The organism is Microbacterium sp. PMB16 (genome assembly GCF_051294855.1).
Lineage (GTDB): Bacteria > Actinomycetota > Actinomycetes > Actinomycetales > Microbacteriaceae > Microbacterium.
Genome location: NZ_CP145908.1, coordinates 2,868,144 through 2,890,781, shown reverse-complemented (window position 1 = coordinate 2,890,781; position 22,638 = coordinate 2,868,144). Strand labels below are relative to the sequence as shown.

Here is a 22,638-nt window from a genome sequence, read left to right as displayed (position 1 = left end):
GTTCCATGTGGGTGAGTCCTACTTCTTGACGGGACGGAGGTGGGTCAGGATGACAGCCGAGGCGGTCGACAGGTACGGCAGCGGTGCCGCGTACATGTCGTCCTCGCTCGGCCAACCCGTGAAGTCCGCCGTGTTGAAGAAGGACTGCGAAGCGTTGAGCACGACCGGGATGTACGGCAGATCGCGAGCGATCTCCGACTGGATCGTCGCGTAGGCCTCCTGCTTGATCGCCTCGTCCTGCGTGCCGCCGGCCGTCTTGACTGCCTCGTCCACGACAGGGTTCGTGTAGCGCGAGTAGTTCTGCCCCTTGGTCGGCTCTTCGCCGACCTTCGCGCTCGCGAGCGTGGTGAAGTACTGGTCGTAGTTCGAGTACGGGTCGGCCACGAGCGACTGCGTGATCCCGTACAGCGCGAGCTGGAACTCACCGGTCGAGATCGGCGTCCAGTACTCGGCCTCGGAGACGGTGCGCGCGTTCACGCGGATGCCGGCCTCCGCAGCCTGGGCGCTGATGAGCTTCGCGGCGTCGTTGTAGTCCGTCCAGCCGTCCGGCGAGAACAGGTCGAGTTCGATCGCCACGCCGTCCTTCCCGTAGAAGCCGTCGTCACCCTTCGTGTAACCGGCCGCTTCGAGGATCTCCTCGGCTGAGGCGGCATCCGGCTCCTGCGGACTCGTCGCGAGCCCGGGGTCGCCGAGCCACTTCTCGTCGCGCGGCAGCAGGGCGAAGCTCGGCGAAGACTCGCCGGAGAGGCCGGCGAAGGCCTTGGTGCTGATCGCGCTGCGGTCGATCGCGACGTTCAGCGCCTGCCGCACGGCGGGATCGGTCTGCGCTCCCGCGCATCCCATCGACGTGTCCGCGCAGGTCATGATCACGGTCGGATCCTGCTGCTGGTTCATGGTGCTGATGCGTCCGTTGGAGGTCACACCGTCGGGGTTCGCGATGAATTGACCGACCCAGTCGAGCTTGCCGGTCTTCAGCAGGTCCTCGGACGACTGGTTCGAGTCGATACCGATGTCCTGAACTTCCTTGACCTCGGGTGCGCCGTCGCGGAAGAGCGAGTTCGCCTCGAGCGTGTACGCCGCATCCGTGAAGGACTTCAGCTTGTACGGGCCCGAGCCGATCGGCTCCGGGTTCGTCTCGGTCATGTAGTCGTCGATCTCAGACCAGACGTGCTCGGGAATGATCCAGGTGGATCCGAGGATCAACGAGGTCGCCGTGAACTTCGCGGTGGAATAGGTGATCACGACGGTGGTGTCGTCGGTGGCCTCGGCAGACACCATGTCCGGGTCGAGGTTGGAGCCGTAGCCGATGCTGAAGGCCACGTCCGCCGCGGTGAGGTCTTCGCCGTCGCTCCACTTCAGATCCGGCTTGATCGTGATGGTGAGGACGGTGCCGTCCTCGTTGAACTCGTACGTGTCCCCCAGGAGCCCGACAGGAGCCTCATCGGAGAGCTGATTGAAGAAGAACAGCGGCTCGTAGATGGCGCCGAACGTCAGATGCGTCGCGGTATCGACCGCGAACGGGTTGAAGTTGTTGGTGATGGGCGTCATCGAACCGGACCAGATGCGGATCGGGCGATCGCCGTCGGCCGAACTGCCACCGGGCGTGCAGCCACCCAGAGTCAGTGCGAGTGCGGCGGCGCCGGCGACGAGAGGAAGAACCTTCCTCCAGCGGTTGTCGTGCATGAAAACCTCGTCTCAAGAGCTTCGTTGCTGTAATCGAGCAGTGCGGACGGGCATCCGCCTCGAAGCGAGGTTATAGTAAAGGTTCTTTCCAGTAAAGAGCTTTCTAGTTTTTAGTAAAGAATCTTTTCATGACTTTCTGCGCCGCGGCGATCAGCGCAGCGGCCGCTCCCAGCAGCGCAGGAACCACGAGCGAGAGACCGGCGAGCGCAAGCAATCCGACGGACAGGGCTGCGGCTATCAGGGCCATCCACCAGCCCGCACTCCCCCGCGCGAGGATTCGCAGGGCGGCGATCATCCCCACGGCATAGATGGCCACCATGCTCGCCGTGTGCACGAGGATGAAGGGCTGAAGGTCCAGATCCGTCACGAGAAGAGCGACGAAGTAGATCGCGCCGATACCGCCCGTGAGCAGCAGCGATCGCCGCGGCACCTGCCCGTCCTCCGCACCGCGAGCGAACCACCGCGGCAGGTCGCCGTTGAGCGCGAGCGACGCACCGAGCTTGGCGAAGGCCGCGAGGTAGACGTTGAGCACTCCCACCGCGACGATCGCCGCAACCGTGCCGACCAGGATCGGTGCCACCCCGGGCGCTCCTCTCTCCGCCAGGTCGAGCAGCACGACGCCGCCGTCGCCCGCGGCGCTGCCGAGCGCTCCGACCGTGACGATCTGCAATGCCACGTAGGCACCGCTGGAGATCAGGAGGGTGATCGCCGTGGCGAGCGGGATCACCCGACGCGGTTCGGCGAACTCTCCCGAGATATGTGTGCCGACCTCCCAGCCGGAGAACGCCCAGACGAACATGACGACTGCCGTGCCGACGCCCGCCCACCCGTGTGGCAGGAACGGCGTGAAGTTCGCCGGGTGCACGGCGGGAGCGGACACCGCGACCACCGTGACGACGACACCGAGGAGCAGAGCGGTGAGCAGCAGCTGCAACCAGCCGGCGACACGAACGCCGAACAGGTTGACGCCGAACGAGACCCCGAAGAAGGCGACGGCGACGACCGGGATCAGGGCGCGGTCGACACCGAGGATCGTCGAGAGGTACTGGGCGCCGAGCGTGGCCACCACCGGACCACCCGCCGCGACCCCGAAGAAGAACCAGTAGCCGGTCGCGCGGGCGGCCGCGGCGCCGAGCGCGCGTCGTGCGTAGCTGGCGACTCCCCCGGCATCCGGATAGCGCGAGGCGAGCGCCGCGAAGGCCGAGGCGAGCGGGATCGCGAGCAGGGTCACTGCCACGACGGCGACCAGGCTCGCGGGTCCGGCCGTCGCCGACGCCAAGCCGGGCAGGACCAGGAGTCCCGTGCCCAGAACCGAGGCGACGTACAGCGCCACTCCCTGGAGCAGGCCGAGCCCTGATCGTGTCCGCGCGTTCGTCGTCTCCGCCACGAAGTTCATCCTCGGACATCGCATCGGCGAGCGGCAGATCAGCGGCGGACAACCTTCCGCTGTTCTCGGACAACCCGAACGGGATCAGTACCAGATGTCGAGCGAAGGCACCGGGAATGCGATCAGCGCGCGGTCGAGAGCCTCGACCGCTGACGCCTCGGCGGTGATCCGCCCGGCACCGTGCAGCGATGCCGCTCGCACGCCACCCGCATACAGGGACGACAGGACCGAGACGTCGAGCGTGATGTCCGGCTCGGCACCTTCGGCCCGCTCGACCGTCGCCGCACCGTCGCCGTCGACGCGCAGATGCCAGTCGCCCCGCGCGAATCCGAGCGGATCGTCGACCCGGAGGACGGTGTCGAGAGGCGCCGAATAGCGCCGAGCGGACAACGCGACCGGGAGATCGAGGATGCGCAGCCAGCCATGATCGTGCACGACCTGGGTCACACCACGAGGGTCGGACACCAGCCAAGGCAGCGGATCGTCGAGAGGACGGAGGTCGGCCGTGACCTCGTCGACGAGGTCGTGCTGGAGCGCGAAACGCCACAGCGCCGCGACTGCATCGGGCGTCTCCGTCACGAGGATCCCCACGTCGAGGCTGAAGCGGAAGCTGTCGCCCTTCTCGCGGAGAGTGTAGGCGAGGACCCCGCGGAGCTCGCCCTCTTCGTCGAGGAAGCGCACGCCTCGCACCTTGTCGCGGTCAGGCACCGATGCCGCGGCGCCGGAGACGCCTTCCCAGCGGCCCTCCCAGCCGGCGATCCGCCCCGAGACCCCGCGGCGCACTCGGTCGTGCACCGTACCGATGTCGACCGCGAGCGTTTCGCGATCCACGTACTCGACGCGACCAGGAGGGGTGGCCCCGCCCCACCCTGCCTGTCGCGTGTCGACGGCGAAGCGCGCGACGGGGATCGCCGAGCCGAAGCCGTAGCGACCGTAAATCGTGGCTTCCGAGACCGTGAGTCCGGCCAACGGGACTCCGGCCGCTGCCGCCGCGCGGAGCTCGCCCTCGAGAAGCGAGCGCGCGATGCCCCGGCGTCGGTGGGTCGCGGCGACCGTGACCATGCTGATCGCCCACATCCCGACCTCACCGCCGCCCGGCACCGTCAGCGGAGTCACCCAGGCGTTGGTGGTCGCCACCGGCAGTGCCGCGGGCGGAGAATCGATCTCGTAGACCGCGACATTGCGCCGCTCGGCGAAGGTCTTGCGCGCCTGCGCGAGCGATTCCGCACTCGGCTCCGCCCCGAGGAAGCCGCGATCGGCCGCCCTCTGGAACCCGTTCGCGCCGTCGTCATCGGAGAAGTCGACGACACGGTAGTCGAGACCGGCGGAACGCAGTCGTTCGATCGAGGTGGGGTCGGCGGGGGTGTCGCGCGCGTCGAGGGTGGTCATCGCTCCACACTACCCACGGCTTCCGACGGCGGGTCAGTGCTGAGAGGCCTGGACCTCGCGAAGGCGGGCGAACACCTGGTCGCGCAGCTCCTCCGGAGCCGTCTCCTTGCAGGCGCGTGCGACGACGTCGGTGAGGGTCGTGGCGACGAGCGCCTCATCCCGGCACGACGGGCAGTTCTCCAGATGCTCACGGATCTCGGTGTGCTCGGTCTTGCACACTTCGTTGCGGAGGTACTCCTCCAGATCCTGGCGGGCTTTGTCGCAGCCGCAGTCGCTCATTTCTCGCTCCTCGGGTCAGCCGCGGCGATGCCCCGCTCGGCGGCGTAGTCGGCCAGCAGCTCCCGCAGCATCCGCCTGCCACGATGCAGACGGCTCATGACGGTGCCGATGGGGGTCTTCATGATGTCGGCGATCTCCTGGTACGCGAATCCCTCGACATCGGCGAAGTAGACGGCCAGCCGGAAGTCTTCCGGCAGCGCCTGCAGCGCATCCTTCACGACGGACGCCGGCATGTGATCGATCGCCTCCGCCTCAGCGGAACGGCTGTGGCTCGCGGTGGTGGACTCCGCTCCACCGAGCTGCCAGTCCTCGAGTTCGTCGATCGTGCCCTGGAAGGGTTCACGCTGACGCTTGCGATAGATGTTGATGTACGTGTTCGTGAGGATCCGGTAGAGCCACGCCTTGAGGTTGGTGCCCTGAGAGAAGGTCGCCCACGAGCCGTAGGCCTTGACGAACGTCTCCTGCACGAGGTCGGCGGCGTCGGCCGGGTTGCGTGTCATGCGCATCGCGGCAGCGTAGAGCTGATCCATGAAGGGGATCGCCTGCTCCTCGAATTCGCGTCGAGGGTCGCTGACGATCTCTGCAGTTACGGTGTCATCCATCACCGGCCAGTCTAGGCCGCTGATGTCCAGCGTCCCGCGTTCCAGCGTGCCCAGCATGCACTCTCCTTCTCGACGGACGCCCGCGCCTTCACGCGGCGAGCATCCTGTTCACTAAAGTGAGAACCGATGAGCGCCAACAGGTATTCCCCGTCCCGTGTCCAGGGCGTCTACACCGCGCCCTCCGTCGATGTCCCGGTTCACGCCGAACTCACCATCCCCGGGTCGAAGTCGCTCACCAATCGCGAGCTCATCATCGCTGCGATCGCCGATGGCCCAGGGCGCCTCATCGCACCGCTGCACTCCGACGACTCCGCCCGCATGGTCGATGCGCTTCGCGCGCTCGGCGTCGGCATCGACGAGGTGGATGCCGGACACGAGTTCGGTCCCGACCTCGTGGTCACGCCGGCCAAGCTCGAGGGCGGCCGCACCGTCGATTGCGGTCAGGCCGGCACAGTGATGCGCTTCATCGCCCCGCTCGCCGGACTCGCCGCGCACGACGTGCACCTGACGGCCCACGAGACCGCCCTGCACCGGCCGATGGGCGGGCTCATCAGCGCTCTCCGCGACCTCGGAGTCGACATCGACGACGAGGGGACCTGGGCGCTCCCCTTCACCATCCGCGGTCACGGACGCATCCGGGGCGGTCGCGTCGAGATCGACGCCTCGGCGTCCAGCCAGTTCGTCTCAGGACTGCTGCTCGCCGCTCCTCGCTTCGACGTGGGCCTGCACCTCGTGCACACCGGCGAGCACCTGCCGAGCCTGCCGCACATCGACATGACCATCGAGGCTCTGAGCCGACGCGGCATCCGGATCGAGCGGCCGGCGGTCGGCGAGTGGCTCGTGGAGGCCGGCGTCCCGCGGGCCAAGGAGATCGCGATCGAGCCTGATCTGTCCAATGCCGCGCCGTTCCTCGCCGCCGCGCTCGTCACCGGCGGTTCCGTCTCGATCACCGGCTGGCCTGCGCACTCGACTCAGCCGGGTGCTTTGCTCCCCGACATCCTGCAGGCGACCGGAGCTCACGTCAGCCGACACGGTGGCACGCTCACGGTGCGAGCCGGTTCCGGTATCCGCGGACTGGATCTCGACCTCGCCGCGGCCAGCGAACTGACTCCCACCCTCGTCGGCCTGGCCGCATTCGCCGAATCCCCGACGACGATCCGCGGCATCGGCCACATCCGACTGCACGAGACCGACCGCATCGCCGCCCTCATCGGAAACATCCGCGCTCTCGGCGGCGAGGCGGAAGAGCTCCCCGACGGACTGCGCATCATCCCGCGCACGCTGCACGGTGGAGGATGGGCCGCGCATCACGACCACCGCATGGCGACCACCGGCGCCCTGATCGGACTGCGCATCCCCGGCGTCGAGATCGACGACATCGGCACCACTGCCAAGACCCTCCCGGAGTTCACGATGCTCTGGGAGCGGATGCTGCGGAGCTGACGGTGAGCTGGCTCGACGACACGGACGACCTCGATGATGACTTCGAGGACTACGACGAGAGCAGCATCCGCACCCGACCGAACCCGAAGGCGAACCGGCCCCGCACCAAGCGGCGTCCCGCCCACGAAGACGCGCAGCTCGGCCGCATCCTGGGTGTCGACCGCGGTCGGTACACCGTGCTGCTCGATGAGGACACCGACGACGAGCACGTCGTCAGCGCGGTACGGGCACGAGAGCTGAGACGCATGCCGATCGTCACCGGGGATCAGGCGCGCGTCGTCGGGGACACCTCTGGCGACGACGGCACGCTCAGCCGCATCATCGGGATCGCCGACCGCACCTCGCTCCTCCGACGCAGCGCCGACGACACCGATCAGGTCGAACGCGTCATCGTCGCCAACGCCGATCAGATGCTCGTCGTGGTGGCCGCTGCCGACCCCGAGCCGCGCGCGCGGCTCGTCGACCGCTACCTCGTGGCGGCACTGGATGCGGGCATCCGGCCGCTCCTCGTGGTGACCAAGACCGACATCGCCGATCCCACCGAGTTCCTGGCGCACTTCGACGGCCTCGACCTGCGCGTCTTCACGAGCGCCCGCGACGAGATGCCCGTCGATGAGATCGGCGCCGCACTCGTCGGACACTCGACCGTGTTCGTCGGCCACTCCGGTGTCGGCAAGTCGACGCTCGTCAACGCCCTCGTCCCCTCAGCCCTCCGCGCCACCGGACACGTGAATCAGGTCACCGGCCGTGGACGCCACACCTCGTCGTCCACGGTGTCGCTGCGATATCACGGCCAAAAGGGAACCGGCTGGGTGATCGACACTCCCGGCGTGCGCTCCTTCGGTCTCGGCCACGTCGACCCGGCCAACATCCTCGCAGCCTTCACAGAGCTCGCCCTCATCGCCGAGGACTGCCCCCGCGGCTGCACGCACCTCGCCGACGCACCGGACTGCGCGCTGATCGAAGCCGCAGAGCGGGGCGAGCTCGGCGACACCGGACGCGCACGCCTCGACTCGCTGCAGCGGCTTCTGCAGACGTTCGCGGACAAGGCCGAGCAGTCACCCGGCCGATAGGCTGGACGGGTGACTCAGCGCCTCGAACCCGGATCCGCAGCCCCCGACTTCTCCCTGCTCGACCAGGACGGCTCGACCGTCCGCCTCGCCGACCTGCGCGGGCAGAAGGTGGTTCTGTACTTCTATCCCGCCGCGATGACTCCCGGATGCACGACGCAGGCCTGCGACTTCCGCGACAGCATCTCCTCCCTTCAGGGCCTCGGCTACCGCGTGATCGGCGTCTCCCGGGATGAGCCTGCGAAGCTCGCCGCGTTCCGCGAGCGCGACGGACTCACCTTCACCCTGCTCAGCGACCCCGACCACGCGGTCCACTCCGCCTACGGCGCCTGGGGCGAGAAGATGAACTACGGCAAGGTCGTCGAAGGAGTCATCCGCTCGACCTTCGTGCTCGATGAGGACGGCACGGTGAGCCACGCGCTGTACAACGTCAAGGCGACGGGCCACGTGGCGCGCATCCGCAAGCTGCTCGGCGCCGACGCCTGAGCAGGGCCCGCCTGTACGGCTGTTCAGTCGGCCGCGGGATGCTCCTGCTCGCTGCGCTCTCCCTCGCGGCGCGCGCTCGAGATCAGCAGGGCGAATCCGAGCAGTCCGGGCAGCCCCAGGGCGAGTGTGAAGGGCCAGGAGATCGGCTGCACCGTGAGCGACGCAAGGGCGAGCGCCACACCGAGCACCTGGACGACCACTCCCCCGGAACGCGCCCACGAGCGACCCGCACGAGTGCCGAGCGCGAACGCGAAGAGCGCAGCGGCACCGATCAGCGTCAGCACGATGAGTGCCAGAGCGGTCGGCAGCGACGCGGCATCCCCCGAAGCAAGGCCGGCGAGCTCGATCACCGCGAAGACGACGAGGGCCGCGCCTTCCGCGGCGAGCACGGCCGCGGCGGCGAGAGCGAGTCCTGGTGCACGCACGATGGGTCTCCTGAGAATCGGATGAGAAGGCGGAAAACCCTTGATTTCGCAGGTTTCATGTAACAGAATAGACAGCGTCATGTGCTCCCACAGCGGCGTGGGGCGGGCGATTCGCTCGCATCACAATTCGCGGGCATCCGTCCGCATATCAACAGGGTAACTGAACCCGAACAGTCGCCCGAATCTGAGCGGTCGCGTCGCGACATCTCATGAAATCCACACCGAGGAGCCCCCATGGACTGGCGCGACAAAGCCGCCTGTTTGACTGTCGATCCCGAGCTGTTCTTCCCCGTCGGGAACACTGGCCCGGCGGTCGATCAGATCGAGAAGGCGAAGACCGTCTGCGCCACCTGCACGGTGACCGAGATCTGCCTGCAGTACGCACTCGAGAGCAGCCAGGACTCTGGCGTCTGGGGCGGCCTCTCCGAAGACGAGCGTCGCGCGCTCAAGCGCCGCGCCGCCCGCGCGCGCCGCGCCTCCTGAGACTTGCGAAAGCGGCCTGAGCTTCGGCTCAGGCCGCTTTCGCATGTGTGCGGCAGGAGAAGCGACGCTCAGGGCTGCAGCCAGCGCAGGGGGATGTCGATGACGACCTCGGTGCCTTCACCGTCGGCTCCCCGCCATTCGATCGTGCCCCCGAGCTCGCCCTGGATGAGCGTGCGGATGATCTGGGTGCCGAGCCCCTGACCGATGCGCCCCTCAGGCAGACCGAGGCCGGTGTCGTGCACGGTCACGCGGAGATTGTCCTCGGTGCGGGTCGCGTCGATGGTGACCAGGCCCTCTCGCCCCGCCAACCCGTGCTCCACGGCGTTGGTGACCACCTCGGTCAGCGCGAGCGCGAGCGGGGTCGCGTACTCACTCGGCAGCACGCCGAAACGGCCGGTCGATTGGGTGCGCGCCCGAGTGTTCGGCGCCGAGGCGACCTCGGCGACCAGCTTCAGCACGCGGTGGAACACCTCGTCGAAGTCGACCTTCTGCGTGAGACCCTGCGCAAGCGTGTCGTGCACCACGGCGATCGAGTCGACGCGTCGCATGGCCTGGGTGAGCGCATCGCGCGCTTCGTCCGAGTGAGTGCGACGCGCCTGGATGCGCAGCAGCGAGGCCACCGTCTGCAAGTTGTTCTTCACCCGGTGGTGGATCTCTCGGATCGTCGCGTCCTTGGTGATGAGCTCCTGCTCCTGGTGTCGCAGCTCCGAGACGTCGCGGCAGAGAACGATGGCTCCGATCCGCGTGCCTCGATCCTTCAGCGGGATCGCCCGCAGCGACACGGTCACTCCGCGCGCCTCGATATCTGTGCGCCAGGGCGCGCGGCCGGTGACGACCACGGGGAGCGACTCGTCGACCTGCCGCGACGGCGGAACGAGGCGCGCCGTCACCTCGGCGAGCGACTCGCCCTCGAGCTCGTCGTCGAAGCCCATCCGATTGAAAGCGGAGAGCGCGTTCGGGCTCGCGAACGTCGTGGTGCCGTCGACGTCGAGGCGGATGAGGCCGTCGGACGCGCGGGGCGCCCCTCGGCGGGGCGAGGTGGGAGCTGCGAGATCAGGGAAGCTGCCTTCCGCGATCATCCGGAACAGGTCGTTGGCGCATTCGTCGAACGTGATCTGCTGACGCGACGGCGTGCGCGCCTCACCGAGGTTGGTGTGCCGGGTCACGACGCCGATCACCGTCGAAGACCGATCAGCCCCACGCCGTTCGCTGATGATCGGCACCGCACGCACCCGGGTCGGCGTCTCTTCGAACCAGTCGGGCGACGAGGAATCGACGATCTCCGCCGACTCGAACGCGCCCTGCACCTGCGTGCGCCACTGCGGCCGCACGCGCTCTCCGACGATATCGCGATAGAAGAGCGTCGCCGCACCGCTGGGCCGCGCATGGGCCACGGCGACGAACGAACCGTCCTCGGTCTGGATCCAGATGACGATGTCCGCCGAGGCGAGGTCGGCGAGGAGCTGGCCGTCGCCAGCGAGCCGATGGAGCCATTCGACATCGCTGTCGGTCAGGCGCCCCTGGGCATGGGCGAGATCACTGAGGGTTGACACTCCTCCAGCCTAGGCTCACATCCCTCAGAGAATCGCCAGAGAGCTCGCGCGCCACCGGCGATCCAGCCCTTCCAAGCGGATCGCGACCGCGCGGGTGCGCCCGGGACCGGCCACCACCACGACTGCCTCGATCACACCGTCGACAGGCTCCGTCACTCTGATCGACCGCAGCGCGAAAGTCGGGCGCGCAGGCGAGACCCCCCTCGCGCTGCGCGCCCTCGCCGACAGGTTCGCCCTGGAGACCAGGCTCCGGAACGCATCCTCGCTGAACCAGCGGGCGAGCTGATCGACTTCTCTCACCCCGGCCAGCACCTCGAGCACCCCTTGCGTGAGGCTGCGCAGCAACGGCGCGGGATCGGGCAGCTCGACGGTGGAGGTCGGCTGCGGTGCGAAGTATTCGTGAAGCGTCATCATGGGCACTCTCGGTCGGGGAGAACTGCGAGTCAGTACAGCACGGCGGTCGAGGCCGCAACGCGGAGTCCGCGGACGAATGTGGATAACTCGTACGTCCGGTTCCGAGGTCGCCTACGCTCTGACGGATGCACTGGGATCGCCTGTTCGAAGACCTCGAAGGTCAGCTCGCCTCGGAGTGGGAGGCCGAGCGCGCGGCGCTCGATGCCGAGTCCGAGCGCCTGCGGATCGCGCGGCTGGACCTGCACGGGCGATTGCGGACGCTGTGCGCGGCACGTGCGGAGGCGACGATCGAGCTGACCGACGGGCACCGGTCCCCCGTGCAGCTGCAGGGATACGGGGCGGACTGGATCGCCGCGGTGTCGCGAGCGGCGACGGGAGCACACGTGGCGCGCTCGACGTTCCTCATCCCACATCACGCGATCGCCGGACTCGTGCTCGACCACGGCATGCTCCTCGCCAGCCTCGAGGAGAGTGTGCTCGCGGACCAGACGCTCCGGGATCGGATGACGTTCGGGTTCGTGCTGCGCGACCTCGCGCGACGGCGGGTCCCGGTGCATATCAGCGTGCTACGCGGCGGCGACGTGCATGGCACGATCGACCGCGCCGCAGCCGATCACCTCGATCTGGCGGTGCACGACACCGGCGATGCCCGACGAGCGGGCGCCGTGCACGGTTTTCGGATCATTCCGTTCGCGTCCGTGCTCGCGGTGCGGACCGCCGCAGATCAGGTGCCGTGAGCCGACGACGTTCCCCACACCTCGGGGAAGCTGGCCGTCTGCGACTGTCGCCACAACGCCATTCGCCGCGCGGTCTCCGACTGCTCGGCGAGATAGTCGCTCAGACTCGACTCCTCGACGCGCCACCGGGGCGGCGAACCGAGCTGCGAACCGCGCAGGCGTCCGTCGTGCACGAGCTCGACCACCTCGTCGACGCCGATGCTCAGCAGCTCTGCCACCTGGGCGGGTGCGAGAAATCGCGGAACGGATGCGGGCGAAGCTGCCATGGGCCCATTCTCTCCCACGCTCGGCCGTTCCCCTATGCCGATAGCCGCCTGTGGATAACTCGAGCGCCGAGCCCGCGGTTTCTGTGACGATGTCGCCATGGCTTCCCTCTCCCGTCATCGACGTGCCTTCTGGGGCGATGTCCGATTCCTCGTCGGCATCGCCTTGGTCGCTCTCTCCATCACCGGGGTGTGGTTCATCGTGTCGACGTCCGACGACGCGACCCCGGTGCTTCAGGCCCAGCGAACGATCACGCAGGGCGAGGCGCTGCGATCGAGCGACTTCCAGGTCGTCGAGCTCGGGCTGGGTGCGTTGACCGACGAGTACCTGGCGCCGCAGGATCTGCGAACGGGCCAGGTCGCCTCGCGCACCGTGCGCGAGGGCGAGATCGTTCCTGTCTCCGTGCCCGCCGACGCCGAGAAGAGCCGCAGCACCACGGTCCTGGTCGAGAGCAGCATCGGAATCCCCCAAGACGTCCTGGCCGGCGCAACCGTGGAGGTCTGGCACGCGCCCCCGCTGGACGACGGGCGCACGTTCGATACCCCGCGCATCCTCGTCGCGGATGTCATCGTCCGCCGCGTGATCGAGGCGGAGGGCATGCTCGCCGACGCCGGAACGCAGGTGGAACTCGTGATCGATCGCGCCGACGTGGCCGATGTCCTCGCCGCGATCACGGGCGGTTCCTCCCTCTCGGTCGTCCCCGTGGGACCAGGTTCATGACCTCGGTGATCGTGGCGATCGCACAGCCACGGGCGGGAGAACTGTCGGCCGAGCTCGAACTCGAAGGCATCCACGTCGTCGCCGTCGGATCGCCACCGGAATCGATCGCGCAACTCGACGGGATAGAGGCGATCGTCGTCCCTGCCACGCGTGCAGTCCTGACGGCGGAGCTGATCTCGGCGTGCGACCGCGCGGGCGTCCGCATCCTCGCGCTGGGTGGAACAGACAGTCGGCTTCTCGGCCGCCTCGGCCTCTCGGCCGCGCTCCCGTCGGAAGCCGCCGGCTGGGAGGTCGCCGCCGCTCTGGCGGCGGACCCCCTCCCCGCTCGCGACTCCCTTCCTCCCTCACCGCACCGTGTCACGGCCGTCTGGGGTCCGCACGGCGCACCCGGACGCTCGACCGTCGCGATCCAGCTTGCCGTCGAGCTGAGCCGCATAGGTCGCAGCACGGCAATCGTCGACGCCGACACCGTGGCCCCCTCCGTCGCCCTGCTCTTGGGCCTCAGTGACGAGGCTCCCGGCCTGGCCGCGGCGTGCCGGCGGTCAGAACTCGGCGGCCTCGACGCCGCCGAGTTGACGCGCCTCGCCGCGACGATCTCGACCAGTGCCGGCGACATCGAGGTGCTCGCCGGAATCAACCGGCCGTCTCGATGGCCGGAGCTGTCCTCGACGCGGATGAGCGCGACGCTGCAGGCCTGCCGGCTCTGGACCGAGGAGACGATCGTCGACGTCGCCGCAGCGTTGGATGCCGACGACGAAGTCACCCACGACGTAGCCGGCCCCCGCCGTCATGCCGCGACCTCTGCGGTGTTACGTGAGGCCGACACCATCGTCGCGGTGGCGTCGGCCGACCCCGTGGGTATCAGCCGCTTCCTCCGCGACCACTCAGAGCTGCGTCGTCTGACCTCCGCGACACCGGTCACGGTGGTGGTCAATCAGACCCGCCCCGGACCTTTGGGCATCGATGCGCGCGGCCAGGTGCGGCGCACTCTCGAACGATTCGCGGGCATCACCGACATCGCCTTCCTGCCGTTCGATCAGCGAGCGGCCGACGCAGCATTGCTGCACGCGAGACCGATGGCAGACGTGACACCGCGATCGCCATTCGTCGCCGGGGTGCGGCGTCTCGCGGAGACGATGTCGCCGACGAGAACGCCCGCTACTGCCGGTAGCTCGCGAGGAAGTTCCCCAGTCTTTCGACGGCTTCGCTCAGCACTCGCGGCTCGGGGAGCGTGACCAGCCGCAGATGATCGGGGGTCGGCCAGTTGAAGCCGGTCCCCTGCACGAGGAGGATGTGCTCCGACACCAGGAGATCGTAGACGAGCTTCGCGTCGTCGCGGATCTCGTGCACGTTCGGATCGAGCCGCGGGAAGGCATAGAGCGCTCCCTCGGGTTTGACGCAGGACACCCCGGGGATCGCCTCCAGGCCCTTCCACGCGATGTCGCGCTGCTCGTGGAGTCGTCCGGTCGACGCGATCAGCGCATCGATGGACTGCACGCCGGAAAGCGCAGCCTGCACCGCATGTTGAGCGGGCACGTTCGGACACAGGCGCGTCGAGGCGAGCAGAGTGATGCCCTCGAGGAATCCCTTGGCATGCCCCTGCGGCCCGGTGATCACCATCCATCCCGACCGGAAACCGGCGACACGGTACGTCTTGGACAGGCCGTTGAACGTCAGGCAGAGCAGATCCGGAGCGAGGGTCGCCGTCGGGATGTGGACCGCGTCGTCGAAGAGGATGCGGTCGTAGATCTCGTCGGAGAGCAGGAGCAGCTCGTGCTCCCTCGCGATCTGCACCAGCCCCGCGATGATCTCTCGGGAGTAGACGACGCCGGTGGGGTTGTTGGGGTTGATGATGACGATCGCCTTGGTGCGGGGCGTGACCTTCGACCGGATGTCTTCGAGGTCGGGCTGCCAGCCGTCTTCCTCGTCGCACAGGTAGTGCACGGGAGTGCCGCCGGCGAGACTCGTCATCGCCGTCCACAGGGGATAGTCGGGTGCGGGGATGAGGACTTCGTCGCCTTCGTCGAGCAGCGCCTGCATCGTCATGGTGATCAGCTCGGAGACGCCGTTCCCGAGGTAGACGTCATCGGGATCGAATCGCGGGAATCCTTCGATCTGCTCATAGCGGCTGACCACGGCCCGACGAGCCGAGATGATGCCCTTGCTGTCGCTGTAGCCGTGCGCAGTCGGAAGGGCGGCGAGCATGTCGTGGACGATCTGATGCGGCGCGTCGAATCCGAAGATCGCCGGATTCCCCGTGTTCAGCTTGAGCACCTTGTGGCCCTCGGCCTCGAGTCGCGCCGCCTCGACGAGGGCGTTTCCGCGAATCTCGTACAGGACGTTCTTGAGCTTCGACGACTGGTCGAAGTTGCGCGATGGGGTCATCGGCCAAGCCTACAGCGACAGCGGAAGGGCCAGTCCACACGGACTGGCCCTCTCGATCGCGTAACCGCTACTTCTTCTTCTTGCCCTGGGCGCGGCGCTGCTCACGGTTGCCCGCGGCGGGAGCGGAGCCATCCGTGCGCTGACCGAAGGCACCGCGAGGGGCCTCCTGCTGCGGCTCCTCGGCGGGTGCCTCCGCGCGCGTCGCTGCCTGGCGCAGACGATCTGTCGCGGCCTGCTGCACCTGGCCGCGGTCGTTGCGGACCTCGACCTCGCCCGCGTCGTTGGCAGCGGAGTACTCGAGGCGCTGGTCGCCGCCGTCGCTCGCCAGCCCCTTGGCCTCGACCTCGGCGACCTGCGAGTCGCCTGCGCGGCGAACCTCGACCTCGAGGTTGTACAGGTAGCCGACCGATTCTTCCTTGATCTGGCCCATCATCGACTGGAACATCGAGTAGCCCTCGCGCTGGTACTCGATCAGCGGGTCACGCTGCGCCATGGCGCGCAGGCCGATGCCGTCCTTGAGGTAGTCCATCTCGTACAGGTGATCGCGCCAGCGGCGGTCGAGCACCTGCAGCACCACGCGACGCTCGAGCTCACGCGTCGCCGCCTCACCGAGGGTCTCCTCGCGCTTCTCGTACGCGATCTTCGCGTCGGAGAGCAGCTCGCGGGTCAGGCCGTCGGCGGTGATGCCGCCCTTGCGGCCCGCGGCCTCCGAGACGACCTCATCGATCGTGACGCCGACCGGGTAGAGCGTCTTCAGCTCGGTCCACAGAGCGTCGAAGTCCCAGCTCTCGTTGTGTCCTTCGCCGGTGTGGTCGCGGACGACGCCGCTGATGGCGTCCTCGATGAAGTGCTGCACCCGGCCCGCGATGTCATCACCCTGCAGGATGTGACGGCGGTCGGCGTAGATCGCCTCACGCTGGCGGTTGAGGACGTCGTCGTATTTGAGGACGTTCTTGCGCATCTCGGCGTTGCGAGACTCGACCTGCGACTGAGCACTGCGGATCGCACGCGAGACCAGCCCGGACTCGATCGGAACGTCGTCGGGGAAATTGGTGCGAGAGAGGATCGCCTCGGCAGCGCCGGACTGGAACAGGCGCATCAGGTCATCGGTGAGGCTCAGGTAGAAGCGGCTCTCACCGGGGTCTCCCTGACGCCCGGAACGCCCGCGGAGCTGGTTATCGATGCGGCGGGACTCGTGGCGCTCGGTGCCGAGCACGTAGAGCCCGCCGGCCTCGATGACCTTCTCGGACTCCTCGGCGACGATATCCTTCATCGCCTGGTACGTCTCGTCCCAGGCGATCTCGTACTCCTCGGGCGTCTCGACGGGGTCGAGCCCCTTGCCCTTGAGTTCCTGCACGGCGAGGAACTCGGCGTTTCCGCCGAGCATGATGTCCGTTCCACGGCCTGCCATGTTCGTGGCCACGGTCACCGCGCCCAGTCGTCCTGCACGCGCGACGATCTCGGCCTCACGTGCGTGGTTCTTCGCGTTGAGGACCTCGTGCTTGACGCCCTTCTTGGCGAGGAGGCGCGACAGGTACTCGCTCTTCTCGACGCTCACCGTGCCGACGAGCACGGGCTGACCGCTGCCGTGACGCTCCGCGATGTCTTCGACGACCTGAGCGAACTTGGCCGTCTCGTTCTTGTAGACGAGGTCCGACTGGTCCTTGCGGACCATCGGACGGTTCGTCGGGATCGGGATGACGCCGAGCTTGTAGGTCGACATGAACTCCGCGGCCTCGGTCTCGGCCGTACCGGTCATGCCGGCGAGCTTGTCGTAGAGGCGGAAGTAGTTCTGCAGCGTCACCGTGGCGAGAGTCTGGTTCTCGGCCTTGACCGGAACGCCCTCCTTGGCCTCGATGGCCTGATGGATGCCCTCGTTGTAGCGCCGACCGACCAGGATGCGGCCGGTGTGCTCATCGACGATCATGACCTCGTCGTTCATGACGACGTAGTCGGTGTCCTTCTTGAACAGGGCCAGCGCCTTGATCGAGTTGTTCAGGAACGAGATCAGCGGCGTGTTCGCCGACTCGTAGAGGTTGTCGATGCCGAGGTAGTCCTCGACCTTCTCGATACCGGGCTCGAGCACACCGACCGTGCGCTTCTTCTCGTCGACCTCGTAGTCCTCGCCGACCTCGAGGGTGCGCGCGATCTTGGCGAACTCGGCGAACCAGCGGTTGGCCTCGCCGGAAGACGGTCCGGAGATGATCAGCGGCGTGCGAGCCTCGTCGATGAGGATCGAGTCGACCTCGTCGACGATCGCGAAGAAGTGCTCGCGCTGGACGAGGTCTTCCTTGCGCCACGCCATGTTGTCGCGGAGGTAGTCGAAGCCGAACTCATTGTTCGTGCCGTAGGTGATGTCGGCGGCATACTGCTCGCGCCGGACAGCGGGGGTCTGCCCCGAGACGATGATGCCGGTGGTCATGCCGAGGGCACGGAACACGCGACCCATCAGCTCCGCCTGGTAACTGGCGAGGAAGTCGTTCACCGTGATGATGTGCACGCCCTTGCCGGCGATCGCGTTGAGGTACGCGGGGAAAGTCGCGACGAGGGTCTTGCCCTCACCGGTCTTCATCTCGGCGATGTTGCCGAGATGGAGCGCAGCGCCACCCATGATCTGCACGTCGTAGGCGCGCATGCCGAGCGTGCGCTTCGCGGCCTCGCGAACGGCGGCGAACGCCTCGGGCATCAGCTGATCGAGGGTCTCCCCCTTCTCGAAGCGCTCCCGCAGCTCGGTCGTCTCGTTGCGCAGCTCGTCGTCGGTGAGCTTGGAGATGTCCTCTTCCAGCGCCCCCACTGCCTTGACCACTTGGTTCAGGCGGCGGATGACCCGCCCTTCACCAGCACGCAGCAGCTTCTCAAGAGGATTGGCCACGGATGTCATCTCCCTGTCAGTGGGTAAAGTGCCGGCCGCCAGGAAGGCGATCGCCAGGCATACTTTGCCATGTTACCGGGCTGTGACCTGCGCGTCGCCTGCATGGCACGTCCGCGCGTCGACTCGACAGAATACTGAGTATGCATATACTCGGTATTGCATTCCCATCGCCACCACAGGAGATCACCATGTCGGTACGCCAGAGCCTTCTCGCCATCCTCGACCAGGGGCCCTGCTACGGCTACCAGCTCCGGCACGAGTTCGACCGTCGCACCGGATCGACGTGGCCGCTGAACGTGGGGCAGATCTACAACACGCTCGAACGGCTCGAGCGGGATGGGCTCGTGCAGCGCGGGGACGCGGACGAGCAGGGGCACGTCTACTGGCAGATCACGGAGGAAGGATCCGCCGACGTCGCGGAGTGGCTCTCCTCCCCCGTCGTCCGGACGCAGGCGACCAGAGACGAGCTCGCGATCAAGCTCGCCGTCGCTGCCACTCTGCCAGGAGTCGATGTCGCCTCGGTCATCCAGGCCCAGCGCACCGCCTCGCTGCGCCAGCTGCAATCCCTCCAGCGCGCGAAGTACGCCGGCGGAGACTCGGACGGACCGGAGGAACTGGCGTGGGCGCTCGTCGTCGACTCGATGATCTTCGCCGCGGAAGCCGAGGTGCGCTGGCTCGACCACACCGAGCAGCGACTCGCGCTGCATCCTGAGCACGCGATGGCACTGGAACTCGCGACCGAGCGTCCCAAACGCGGACGCCCCGCCAAGGTCGGCGCCGCGCACCCGGACCCGTCCTCCGCTGATGCGGAGTCTGCGCTGTGACCGATGAGACCGTGCTCCGCCTGGTCGGAGTGACGCAGCAGTACGGACACGGCGCAACGGCGGTGTCCGCACTGTCCGGTGTGGATCTGGAAGTCCGCCGAGGCGAACTCGTCGCTGTGATGGGCGCCTCGGGATCCGGCAAGTCCACCCTTCTCGCGATCGCAGGCGGCCTCGCGCGGCCCACCACCGGGGAGGTCGTGATCGAGGACTCCTACCTCAGCGAGCAGAGCCCTTCCGACCTCGCGCGGCTGCGTCGGCGGTCCCTGGGATTCGTGTTCCAGGACTTCAACCTGATCCCCACGCTCACCGCCCTCGAGAACGTCACTCTTCCCCTCGAACTCGACGGCTTCCGATCCCGAGTCGCGCGACGGGCCGGGAAGGACGCGCTGCAGTCCGTCGGACTCGCCGACAAGCTCGACTCGTATCCTGACGACCTGTCCGGTGGCCAGCAGCAGCGGGTCGCCATCGCGCGAGCCGTCGTCGGCGGCCGCCGCCTCATCCTCGCCGACGAGCCGACGGGCGCACTCGACTCCGTCACCGGAGAACTCGTGCTCCGGATGCTGCGCGGAAGGGTGGATGCCGGCGCGGCGGGCATTCTCGTCACGCACGAGGCGCGACACGCCGCCTTCGCCGACCGGATCGTCTTCCTGAGGGACGGACGGATCATCGACGAGACCCGACGCGACGACGCCGAGGTGCTGCTGAGCGGAACTGCACGATGACCATGACGGTCGAGGCGCCGGAGACGGCACCCGCGCGTTCCGCCGACCGCGCTCCCCGGCCTGGGCTCAGGTCGCGGTGGCGCGTGGCGTCCCTCCTGGCTCGACGCCAGCTGCGACGCACCGCGCTCTCGAGCTCGCTCATCGGTGTCTTGATCATGCTGCCGATCGCCGCGATGACGGCTTACGCGATCGTCGGCGCCAGCATGATCAGTACCCCGCAGGAGCGGGTGACAGCGGAATTAGGACGGATGGATGCCTGGATCGCGGTCGCTGGCCTTCCCGGGAGCGGCTTCTGGCAGGCGCCGACCGATCCGACGTGGACCGGGTTCGCGGCGGATTCCACCACCGCATCGGCGGGGACACCGGTCTCTGACCCGACCGAACTGCTGCCGCCGGGGTCTGAGGCGATCCGCGTGGTCGAAGCCGATGTGAGGGTGGAGACGCCCGGCGGCGTCACGGCGATGCAAGCGTGGAGCGGTCAGGTCTGGGATCCTGGATTCGACGGCCGCTACCGAGTGGACGAAGGCCGACCTCCGGCGAACGGTCGCGAGGTGATGACCACCCCGGCAGCGCTCGACCGCCTCGAGGTCGAGATCGGTGACCGGGTGGTGGTCAGCGACACCGACACCGCCTATACGGTCGTCGGGACGCTGACCGATGCTTCCCTCCCGGGTAAGGTCCCGGCGCTCTTCTTCCCAGATGACGCCGAGATCGACGGCGCTGTCCGCTGGTATCTGCCGGAGATGTCGCTGACCTGGCCCGAGGTCCAGGAACTCAACGAGCAAGGGGTTGTCGCCTTCTCGCGGGCCGTCATCCTGAATCCTCCGGATGTCTCCGTCAACACGATCCAGGGCTCATACCAGCCCGATCAGGGCGCCATGTGGACGGTGCTCATGGTCGTCGTGGCCGGCGGACTCTTCGCCGCATACGTCGTGGTGATGCTCGCTGGAGCCGCCTTCGCCGTCGCGGCCCGTCGCCAACAGCGCTCCCTCGCGATCGCCGCGAGCGTCGGCGCCACCGCCGCGGATCTGCGGCGAATCGTGCTGCTCCAAGGGACCACCCTCGGACTCGCCGGCGGCATCGCGGGGCTCGGCCTGGGGATCGGCGCCGCCGCGCTCACCATGGCGCTGCTCAGCGATGGCTCGCTCACCCAGTTCTGGGGATTCCATGTGCCCTGGCTCGTCCTGGCGGGGATCCTGGTTTTCTCCGTCGTGGTCGGCACGGCGTCGGCGGCGATGCCGGCGCGGACCGTCGCGCGCTCCGACACCCTGAGCGCCCTGCGCGGAGCGCGTCGTCCGCAGCTGCCGCGCTCGTCACGGCCTATCTGGGGATCGATCCTGCTGCTCATCGGCGTCGCCCTCACCATCGGCTGCGCGCTCGCGGTCCTGGCCGTGAATGCGACGGACCTCGCGGTGGACTCCCCGCTCCGGGTGGTACCGCCGTTCGGCATCGTCGTCGGACCGATCCTCGTCCAGCTCGGCATCCTCTTGTCCGGGCGCTGGCTGCTGTGGATCACCTCGAATGCCCTCTCGCGGCTCGGCCTCGCCGCACGGATGGCCTCGCGCGACGCGGCGGCGAACTCTTCGCGCACGGTACCGGCGTTCGCGGCGATCGCGGCGACCGTCTTCATCGCGGTCTTCTCCATCGGTCAGACCTCGATGCAGAACGCGTCGACCGCGCGGGACTGGGCCTATCAGGCGCCGGTGGGCAGCCTCGCCATCAGCATCTACGAAGGCGGGATGGGTGTGCTCGACGACGCAGACGCCGCGGCGGGTGCAGACGCCGGTGTGGAGCTGGCGGAGTCCGCCGGCGCGTCGGGCACCGCCGTCGTCGCACGGCAGCCCGAGTTCTGGTCGTACACGAAGTCCAGCGAGATCCCCGAGGACGCGACGAAGGCCATCGCCGTGCTGCCGGACCGCTATCTGCTCGATCCGGAGATCCAGCCGTCGTACACCGGACAGGACCGGTCGAACCCGCTCGCGATGGTCTCTGTCGCGGACGTGGACACCGCGCTCGGAGTCACTTTGACCCCTGCGCAGCGCACGGCCTACCGCGAGGGTGCGGCGATCGTCACCGATCCGAGGTACGTCAGTGACGGTACCGTCGACCTGGCCGCGTGGACAGGTCGGGACGCCTTCGACGGAAACATGCCTGACAACATCTGGATCCCGTGGGCGGGCGGCCCGGACCGCGCTGAACCCCTCTGGGAGAAGAAGGTCGAGGCGATCTCGCTCGACCTTCCGCATCAGCCGTTCGCGGTGGCGATCTCGCCCGATACGGCGGCTGCTCTCGACATCGACTCGCGGCCGTCCCTCGTCATCGCATCCTTCGACGCCGCCGCATCCGTCGATGTGCGCGATCGCACCCAGCAGCAGTCCGAATCGCTGAGCAATGACGAGTGGACCATTGCGCCGTACTTCGAGAACGGCCCTCCTGACGATGCGTTCTGGATGATCCCCATCCTGAGCGCGGTGGGCGTGCTCGTGCTCGGAGCGAGTGGCGTCGCGCTGAGTCTGGCGCGATTCGAACGACGCCCGGACGACGCGACGCTCTCCGCCGTCGGAGGCACGAATGCGCTGCGGCGCCGCATCGGATTCTGGCAGGGCCTGATCATCGCGGGATTCGGCACGTTCGCGGGCGCCGCCGCCGGCGTTCTTCCGCCGATCGGATTCGCCATCCAGTCCCAGGGCAGGCTGTTGATCGCAGACATGCCCTGGGTGGTGCTCGCGCTCCTCGCTATCGCCCTCCCCCTCGCCATCGCCGTCGTGAGCTGGCTGGTCCCGCCACGGGCCGCCGAGCTGACCCGCCGCTCCGCGATCGCCTGACATGCCCTGAGCGAAAACCGTTCGCCCGGAGCGGATGCTCAGCCACCGCGAGCGCCGGGGAAACTAGGATCGGGT

The 22,638-nt window shown here is 68.0% G+C and carries 21 protein-coding genes; 10 read left to right on the top strand and 11 right to left on the bottom strand.

Annotated elements, in window-relative coordinates; genetic code table 11:
- Positions 1–18 precede the first annotated feature (18 nt).
- From V5D55_RS13800 to V5D55_RS13780, 5 genes are all read right to left on the bottom strand, one after another.
- On the bottom strand, positions 19–1,683 hold the full coding sequence (locus V5D55_RS13800; protein ID WP_435743942.1) for an ABC transporter substrate-binding protein: 1,665 nt from the start codon (positions 1,681–1,683) through the stop codon (positions 19–21).
- Positions 1,684–1,786: 103 nt separating this feature from the next.
- The gene (locus V5D55_RS13795; protein ID WP_435743940.1) at positions 1,787–3,070 is read right to left on the bottom strand and encodes an APC family permease; all 1,284 of its coding nucleotides are present in this window, start codon (positions 3,068–3,070) and stop codon (positions 1,787–1,789) included.
- Positions 3,071–3,154: 84 nt separating this feature from the next.
- The gene (locus tag V5D55_RS13790; protein ID WP_435743938.1) at positions 3,155–4,459 is read right to left on the bottom strand and encodes a GNAT family N-acetyltransferase; all 1,305 of its coding nucleotides are present in this window, start codon (positions 4,457–4,459) and stop codon (positions 3,155–3,157) included.
- 33 nt (positions 4,460–4,492) lie between these two features.
- Positions 4,493–4,738, bottom strand: a complete 246-nt coding sequence (locus V5D55_RS13785; protein WP_435743935.1) for a zf-HC2 domain-containing protein — start codon at positions 4,736–4,738, stop codon at positions 4,493–4,495.
- On the bottom strand, positions 4,735–5,397 hold the full coding sequence (locus tag V5D55_RS13780; RefSeq protein ID WP_435743932.1) for a sigma-70 family RNA polymerase sigma factor: 663 nt from the start codon (positions 5,395–5,397) through the stop codon (positions 4,735–4,737). The genes V5D55_RS13785 and V5D55_RS13780 overlap by 4 nt, the downstream gene beginning before the upstream one ends.
- 69 nt (positions 5,398–5,466) lie before the next feature.
- Between V5D55_RS13780 and aroA the strand changes: the two genes are divergently transcribed.
- The 3 genes from aroA to bcp are packed head-to-tail and all read left to right on the top strand — an operon-like array spanning position 5,467 to position 8,339.
- On the top strand, positions 5,467–6,783 hold the full coding sequence (gene aroA / locus V5D55_RS13775; RefSeq protein WP_435743929.1) for a 3-phosphoshikimate 1-carboxyvinyltransferase: 1,317 nt from the start codon (positions 5,467–5,469) through the stop codon (positions 6,781–6,783).
- 2 nt (positions 6,784–6,785) lie between these two features.
- Positions 6,786–7,856: a ribosome small subunit-dependent GTPase A gene (gene rsgA, locus V5D55_RS13770; RefSeq protein ID WP_435743927.1), complete on the top strand. Its 1,071-nt coding sequence runs from the start codon at positions 6,786–6,788 to the stop codon at positions 7,854–7,856.
- 9 nt (positions 7,857–7,865) lie between these two features.
- On the top strand, positions 7,866–8,339 hold the full coding sequence (gene bcp / locus V5D55_RS13765; protein WP_435743925.1) for a thioredoxin-dependent thiol peroxidase: 474 nt from the start codon (positions 7,866–7,868) through the stop codon (positions 8,337–8,339).
- A gap of 23 nt (positions 8,340–8,362) precedes the next feature.
- Here the strand turns inward: bcp and V5D55_RS13760 are convergent, their stop codons facing one another.
- Positions 8,363–8,764: a hypothetical protein gene (locus V5D55_RS13760; protein WP_435743924.1), complete on the bottom strand. Its 402-nt coding sequence runs from the start codon at positions 8,762–8,764 to the stop codon at positions 8,363–8,365.
- Positions 8,765–8,998: 234 nt separating this feature from the next.
- On the opposite strand from V5D55_RS13760, the gene V5D55_RS13755 reads away from it, so the two are divergent.
- Positions 8,999–9,247 (top strand): WhiB family transcriptional regulator, encoded by a 249-nt coding sequence (locus V5D55_RS13755; protein ID WP_028503730.1) that lies wholly within the window; start codon positions 8,999–9,001, stop codon positions 9,245–9,247.
- Between the two features lie 68 nt (positions 9,248–9,315).
- On the opposite strand, the gene V5D55_RS13750 is transcribed toward V5D55_RS13755, so the two are convergent.
- Both V5D55_RS13750 and V5D55_RS13745 read right to left on the bottom strand, forming a co-directional pair.
- Positions 9,316–10,800 carry a sensor histidine kinase gene (locus V5D55_RS13750; RefSeq protein WP_435743920.1) on the bottom strand — a complete coding sequence of 495 codons (1,485 nt, stop codon included), beginning with the start codon at positions 10,798–10,800 and terminating at the stop codon, positions 9,316–9,318.
- Between the two features lie 24 nt (positions 10,801–10,824).
- Positions 10,825–11,211, bottom strand: coding sequence for an Rv3235 family protein (locus V5D55_RS13745; protein ID WP_435743918.1), 387 nt, complete (start codon positions 11,209–11,211; stop codon positions 10,825–10,827).
- Positions 11,212–11,339: 128 nt separating this feature from the next.
- Here V5D55_RS13745 and V5D55_RS13740 point away from each other — a divergent pair, with 128 nt between their 5' ends.
- Positions 11,340–11,951 carry a hypothetical protein gene (locus tag V5D55_RS13740; protein ID WP_435743915.1) on the top strand — a complete coding sequence of 204 codons (612 nt, stop codon included), beginning with the start codon at positions 11,340–11,342 and terminating at the stop codon, positions 11,949–11,951.
- Here the strand turns inward: V5D55_RS13740 and V5D55_RS13735 are convergent.
- Positions 11,939–12,217, bottom strand: a complete 279-nt coding sequence (locus V5D55_RS13735; RefSeq protein ID WP_435743912.1) for a helix-turn-helix domain-containing protein — start codon at positions 12,215–12,217, stop codon at positions 11,939–11,941. The genes V5D55_RS13740 and V5D55_RS13735 overlap by 13 nt on opposite strands.
- A 97-nt stretch (positions 12,218–12,314) precedes the next feature.
- Here V5D55_RS13735 and V5D55_RS13730 point away from each other — a divergent pair, with 97 nt between their 5' ends.
- Together V5D55_RS13730 and V5D55_RS13725 are read left to right on the top strand one after the other, a co-directional pair.
- A complete protein-coding gene (locus tag V5D55_RS13730) occupies positions 12,315–12,935 on the top strand; it encodes an SAF domain-containing protein (protein WP_435743910.1) in 621 nt (206 codons plus the stop codon).
- Entirely contained in the window at positions 12,932–14,170 is a 1,239-nt protein-coding gene (locus V5D55_RS13725) for an AAA family ATPase (RefSeq protein WP_435743908.1), read from the top strand. The genes V5D55_RS13730 and V5D55_RS13725 overlap by 4 nt, the downstream gene beginning before the upstream one ends.
- Here V5D55_RS13725 and V5D55_RS13720 read toward each other — a convergent pair.
- Entirely contained in the window at positions 14,094–15,320 is a 1,227-nt protein-coding gene (locus V5D55_RS13720) for a pyridoxal phosphate-dependent aminotransferase (RefSeq protein WP_435743906.1), read from the bottom strand. The two genes, V5D55_RS13725 and V5D55_RS13720, sit on opposite strands and share 77 nt — an antisense overlap.
- A gap of 67 nt (positions 15,321–15,387) precedes the next feature.
- Positions 15,388–18,192, bottom strand: coding sequence for a preprotein translocase subunit SecA (secA, locus tag V5D55_RS13715; protein WP_435743903.1), 2,805 nt, complete (start codon positions 18,190–18,192; stop codon positions 15,388–15,390).
- 188 nt (positions 18,193–18,380) lie between these two features.
- Between secA and V5D55_RS13710 the strand changes: the two genes are divergently transcribed.
- From V5D55_RS13710 to V5D55_RS13700, 3 genes are read left to right on the top strand one after another with little or no spacing between them, the layout of a single operon-like run.
- Positions 18,381–19,016 (top strand): PadR family transcriptional regulator, encoded by a 636-nt coding sequence (locus V5D55_RS13710; RefSeq protein WP_435743901.1) that lies wholly within the window; start codon positions 18,381–18,383, stop codon positions 19,014–19,016.
- Positions 19,013–19,738 carry an ABC transporter ATP-binding protein gene (locus tag V5D55_RS13705; RefSeq protein ID WP_435743899.1) on the top strand — a complete coding sequence of 242 codons (726 nt, stop codon included), beginning with the start codon at positions 19,013–19,015 and terminating at the stop codon, positions 19,736–19,738. Before V5D55_RS13710 ends, V5D55_RS13705 begins: the two co-directional genes overlap by 4 nt.
- Positions 19,735–22,563: an FtsX-like permease family protein gene (locus V5D55_RS13700; RefSeq protein ID WP_435743897.1), complete on the top strand. Its 2,829-nt coding sequence runs from the start codon at positions 19,735–19,737 to the stop codon at positions 22,561–22,563. The genes V5D55_RS13705 and V5D55_RS13700 overlap by 4 nt, the downstream gene beginning before the upstream one ends.
- Positions 22,564–22,638 lie beyond the last annotated feature (75 nt).

Coding starts and splice junctions, on each gene's coding strand:
- V5D55_RS13800 (WP_435743942.1), bottom strand. CDS start 1,683: ATGCACGACAACCGCTGGAGGAAGGTTCTTCCTCTCGTCGCCGGCGCC.
- V5D55_RS13790 (WP_435743938.1), bottom strand. CDS start 4,459: ATGACCACCCTCGACGCGCGCGACACCCCCGCCGACCCCACCTCGATC.
- V5D55_RS13785 (WP_435743935.1), bottom strand. CDS start 4,738: ATGAGCGACTGCGGCTGCGACAAAGCCCGCCAGGATCTGGAGGAGTAC.
- V5D55_RS13780 (WP_435743932.1), bottom strand. CDS start 5,397: ATGCTGGGCACGCTGGAACGCGGGACGCTGGACATCAGCGGCCTAGAC.
- aroA (WP_435743929.1), top strand. CDS start 5,467: ATGAGCGCCAACAGGTATTCCCCGTCCCGTGTCCAGGGCGTCTACACC.
- V5D55_RS13755 (WP_028503730.1), top strand. CDS start 8,999: ATGGACTGGCGCGACAAAGCCGCCTGTTTGACTGTCGATCCCGAGCTG.
- V5D55_RS13745 (WP_435743918.1), bottom strand. CDS start 11,211: ATGACGCTTCACGAATACTTCGCACCGCAGCCGACCTCCACCGTCGAG.
- V5D55_RS13740 (WP_435743915.1), top strand. CDS start 11,340: ATGCACTGGGATCGCCTGTTCGAAGACCTCGAAGGTCAGCTCGCCTCG.
- V5D55_RS13735 (WP_435743912.1), bottom strand. CDS start 12,217: ATGGCAGCTTCGCCCGCATCCGTTCCGCGATTTCTCGCACCCGCCCAG.
- V5D55_RS13730 (WP_435743910.1), top strand. CDS start 12,315: ATGGCTTCCCTCTCCCGTCATCGACGTGCCTTCTGGGGCGATGTCCGA.
- V5D55_RS13725 (WP_435743908.1), top strand. CDS start 12,932: ATGACCTCGGTGATCGTGGCGATCGCACAGCCACGGGCGGGAGAACTG.
- V5D55_RS13720 (WP_435743906.1), bottom strand. CDS start 15,320: ATGACCCCATCGCGCAACTTCGACCAGTCGTCGAAGCTCAAGAACGTC.
- V5D55_RS13710 (WP_435743901.1), top strand. CDS start 18,381: ATGTCGGTACGCCAGAGCCTTCTCGCCATCCTCGACCAGGGGCCCTGC.
- V5D55_RS13700 (WP_435743897.1), top strand. CDS start 19,735: ATGACCATGACGGTCGAGGCGCCGGAGACGGCACCCGCGCGTTCCGCC.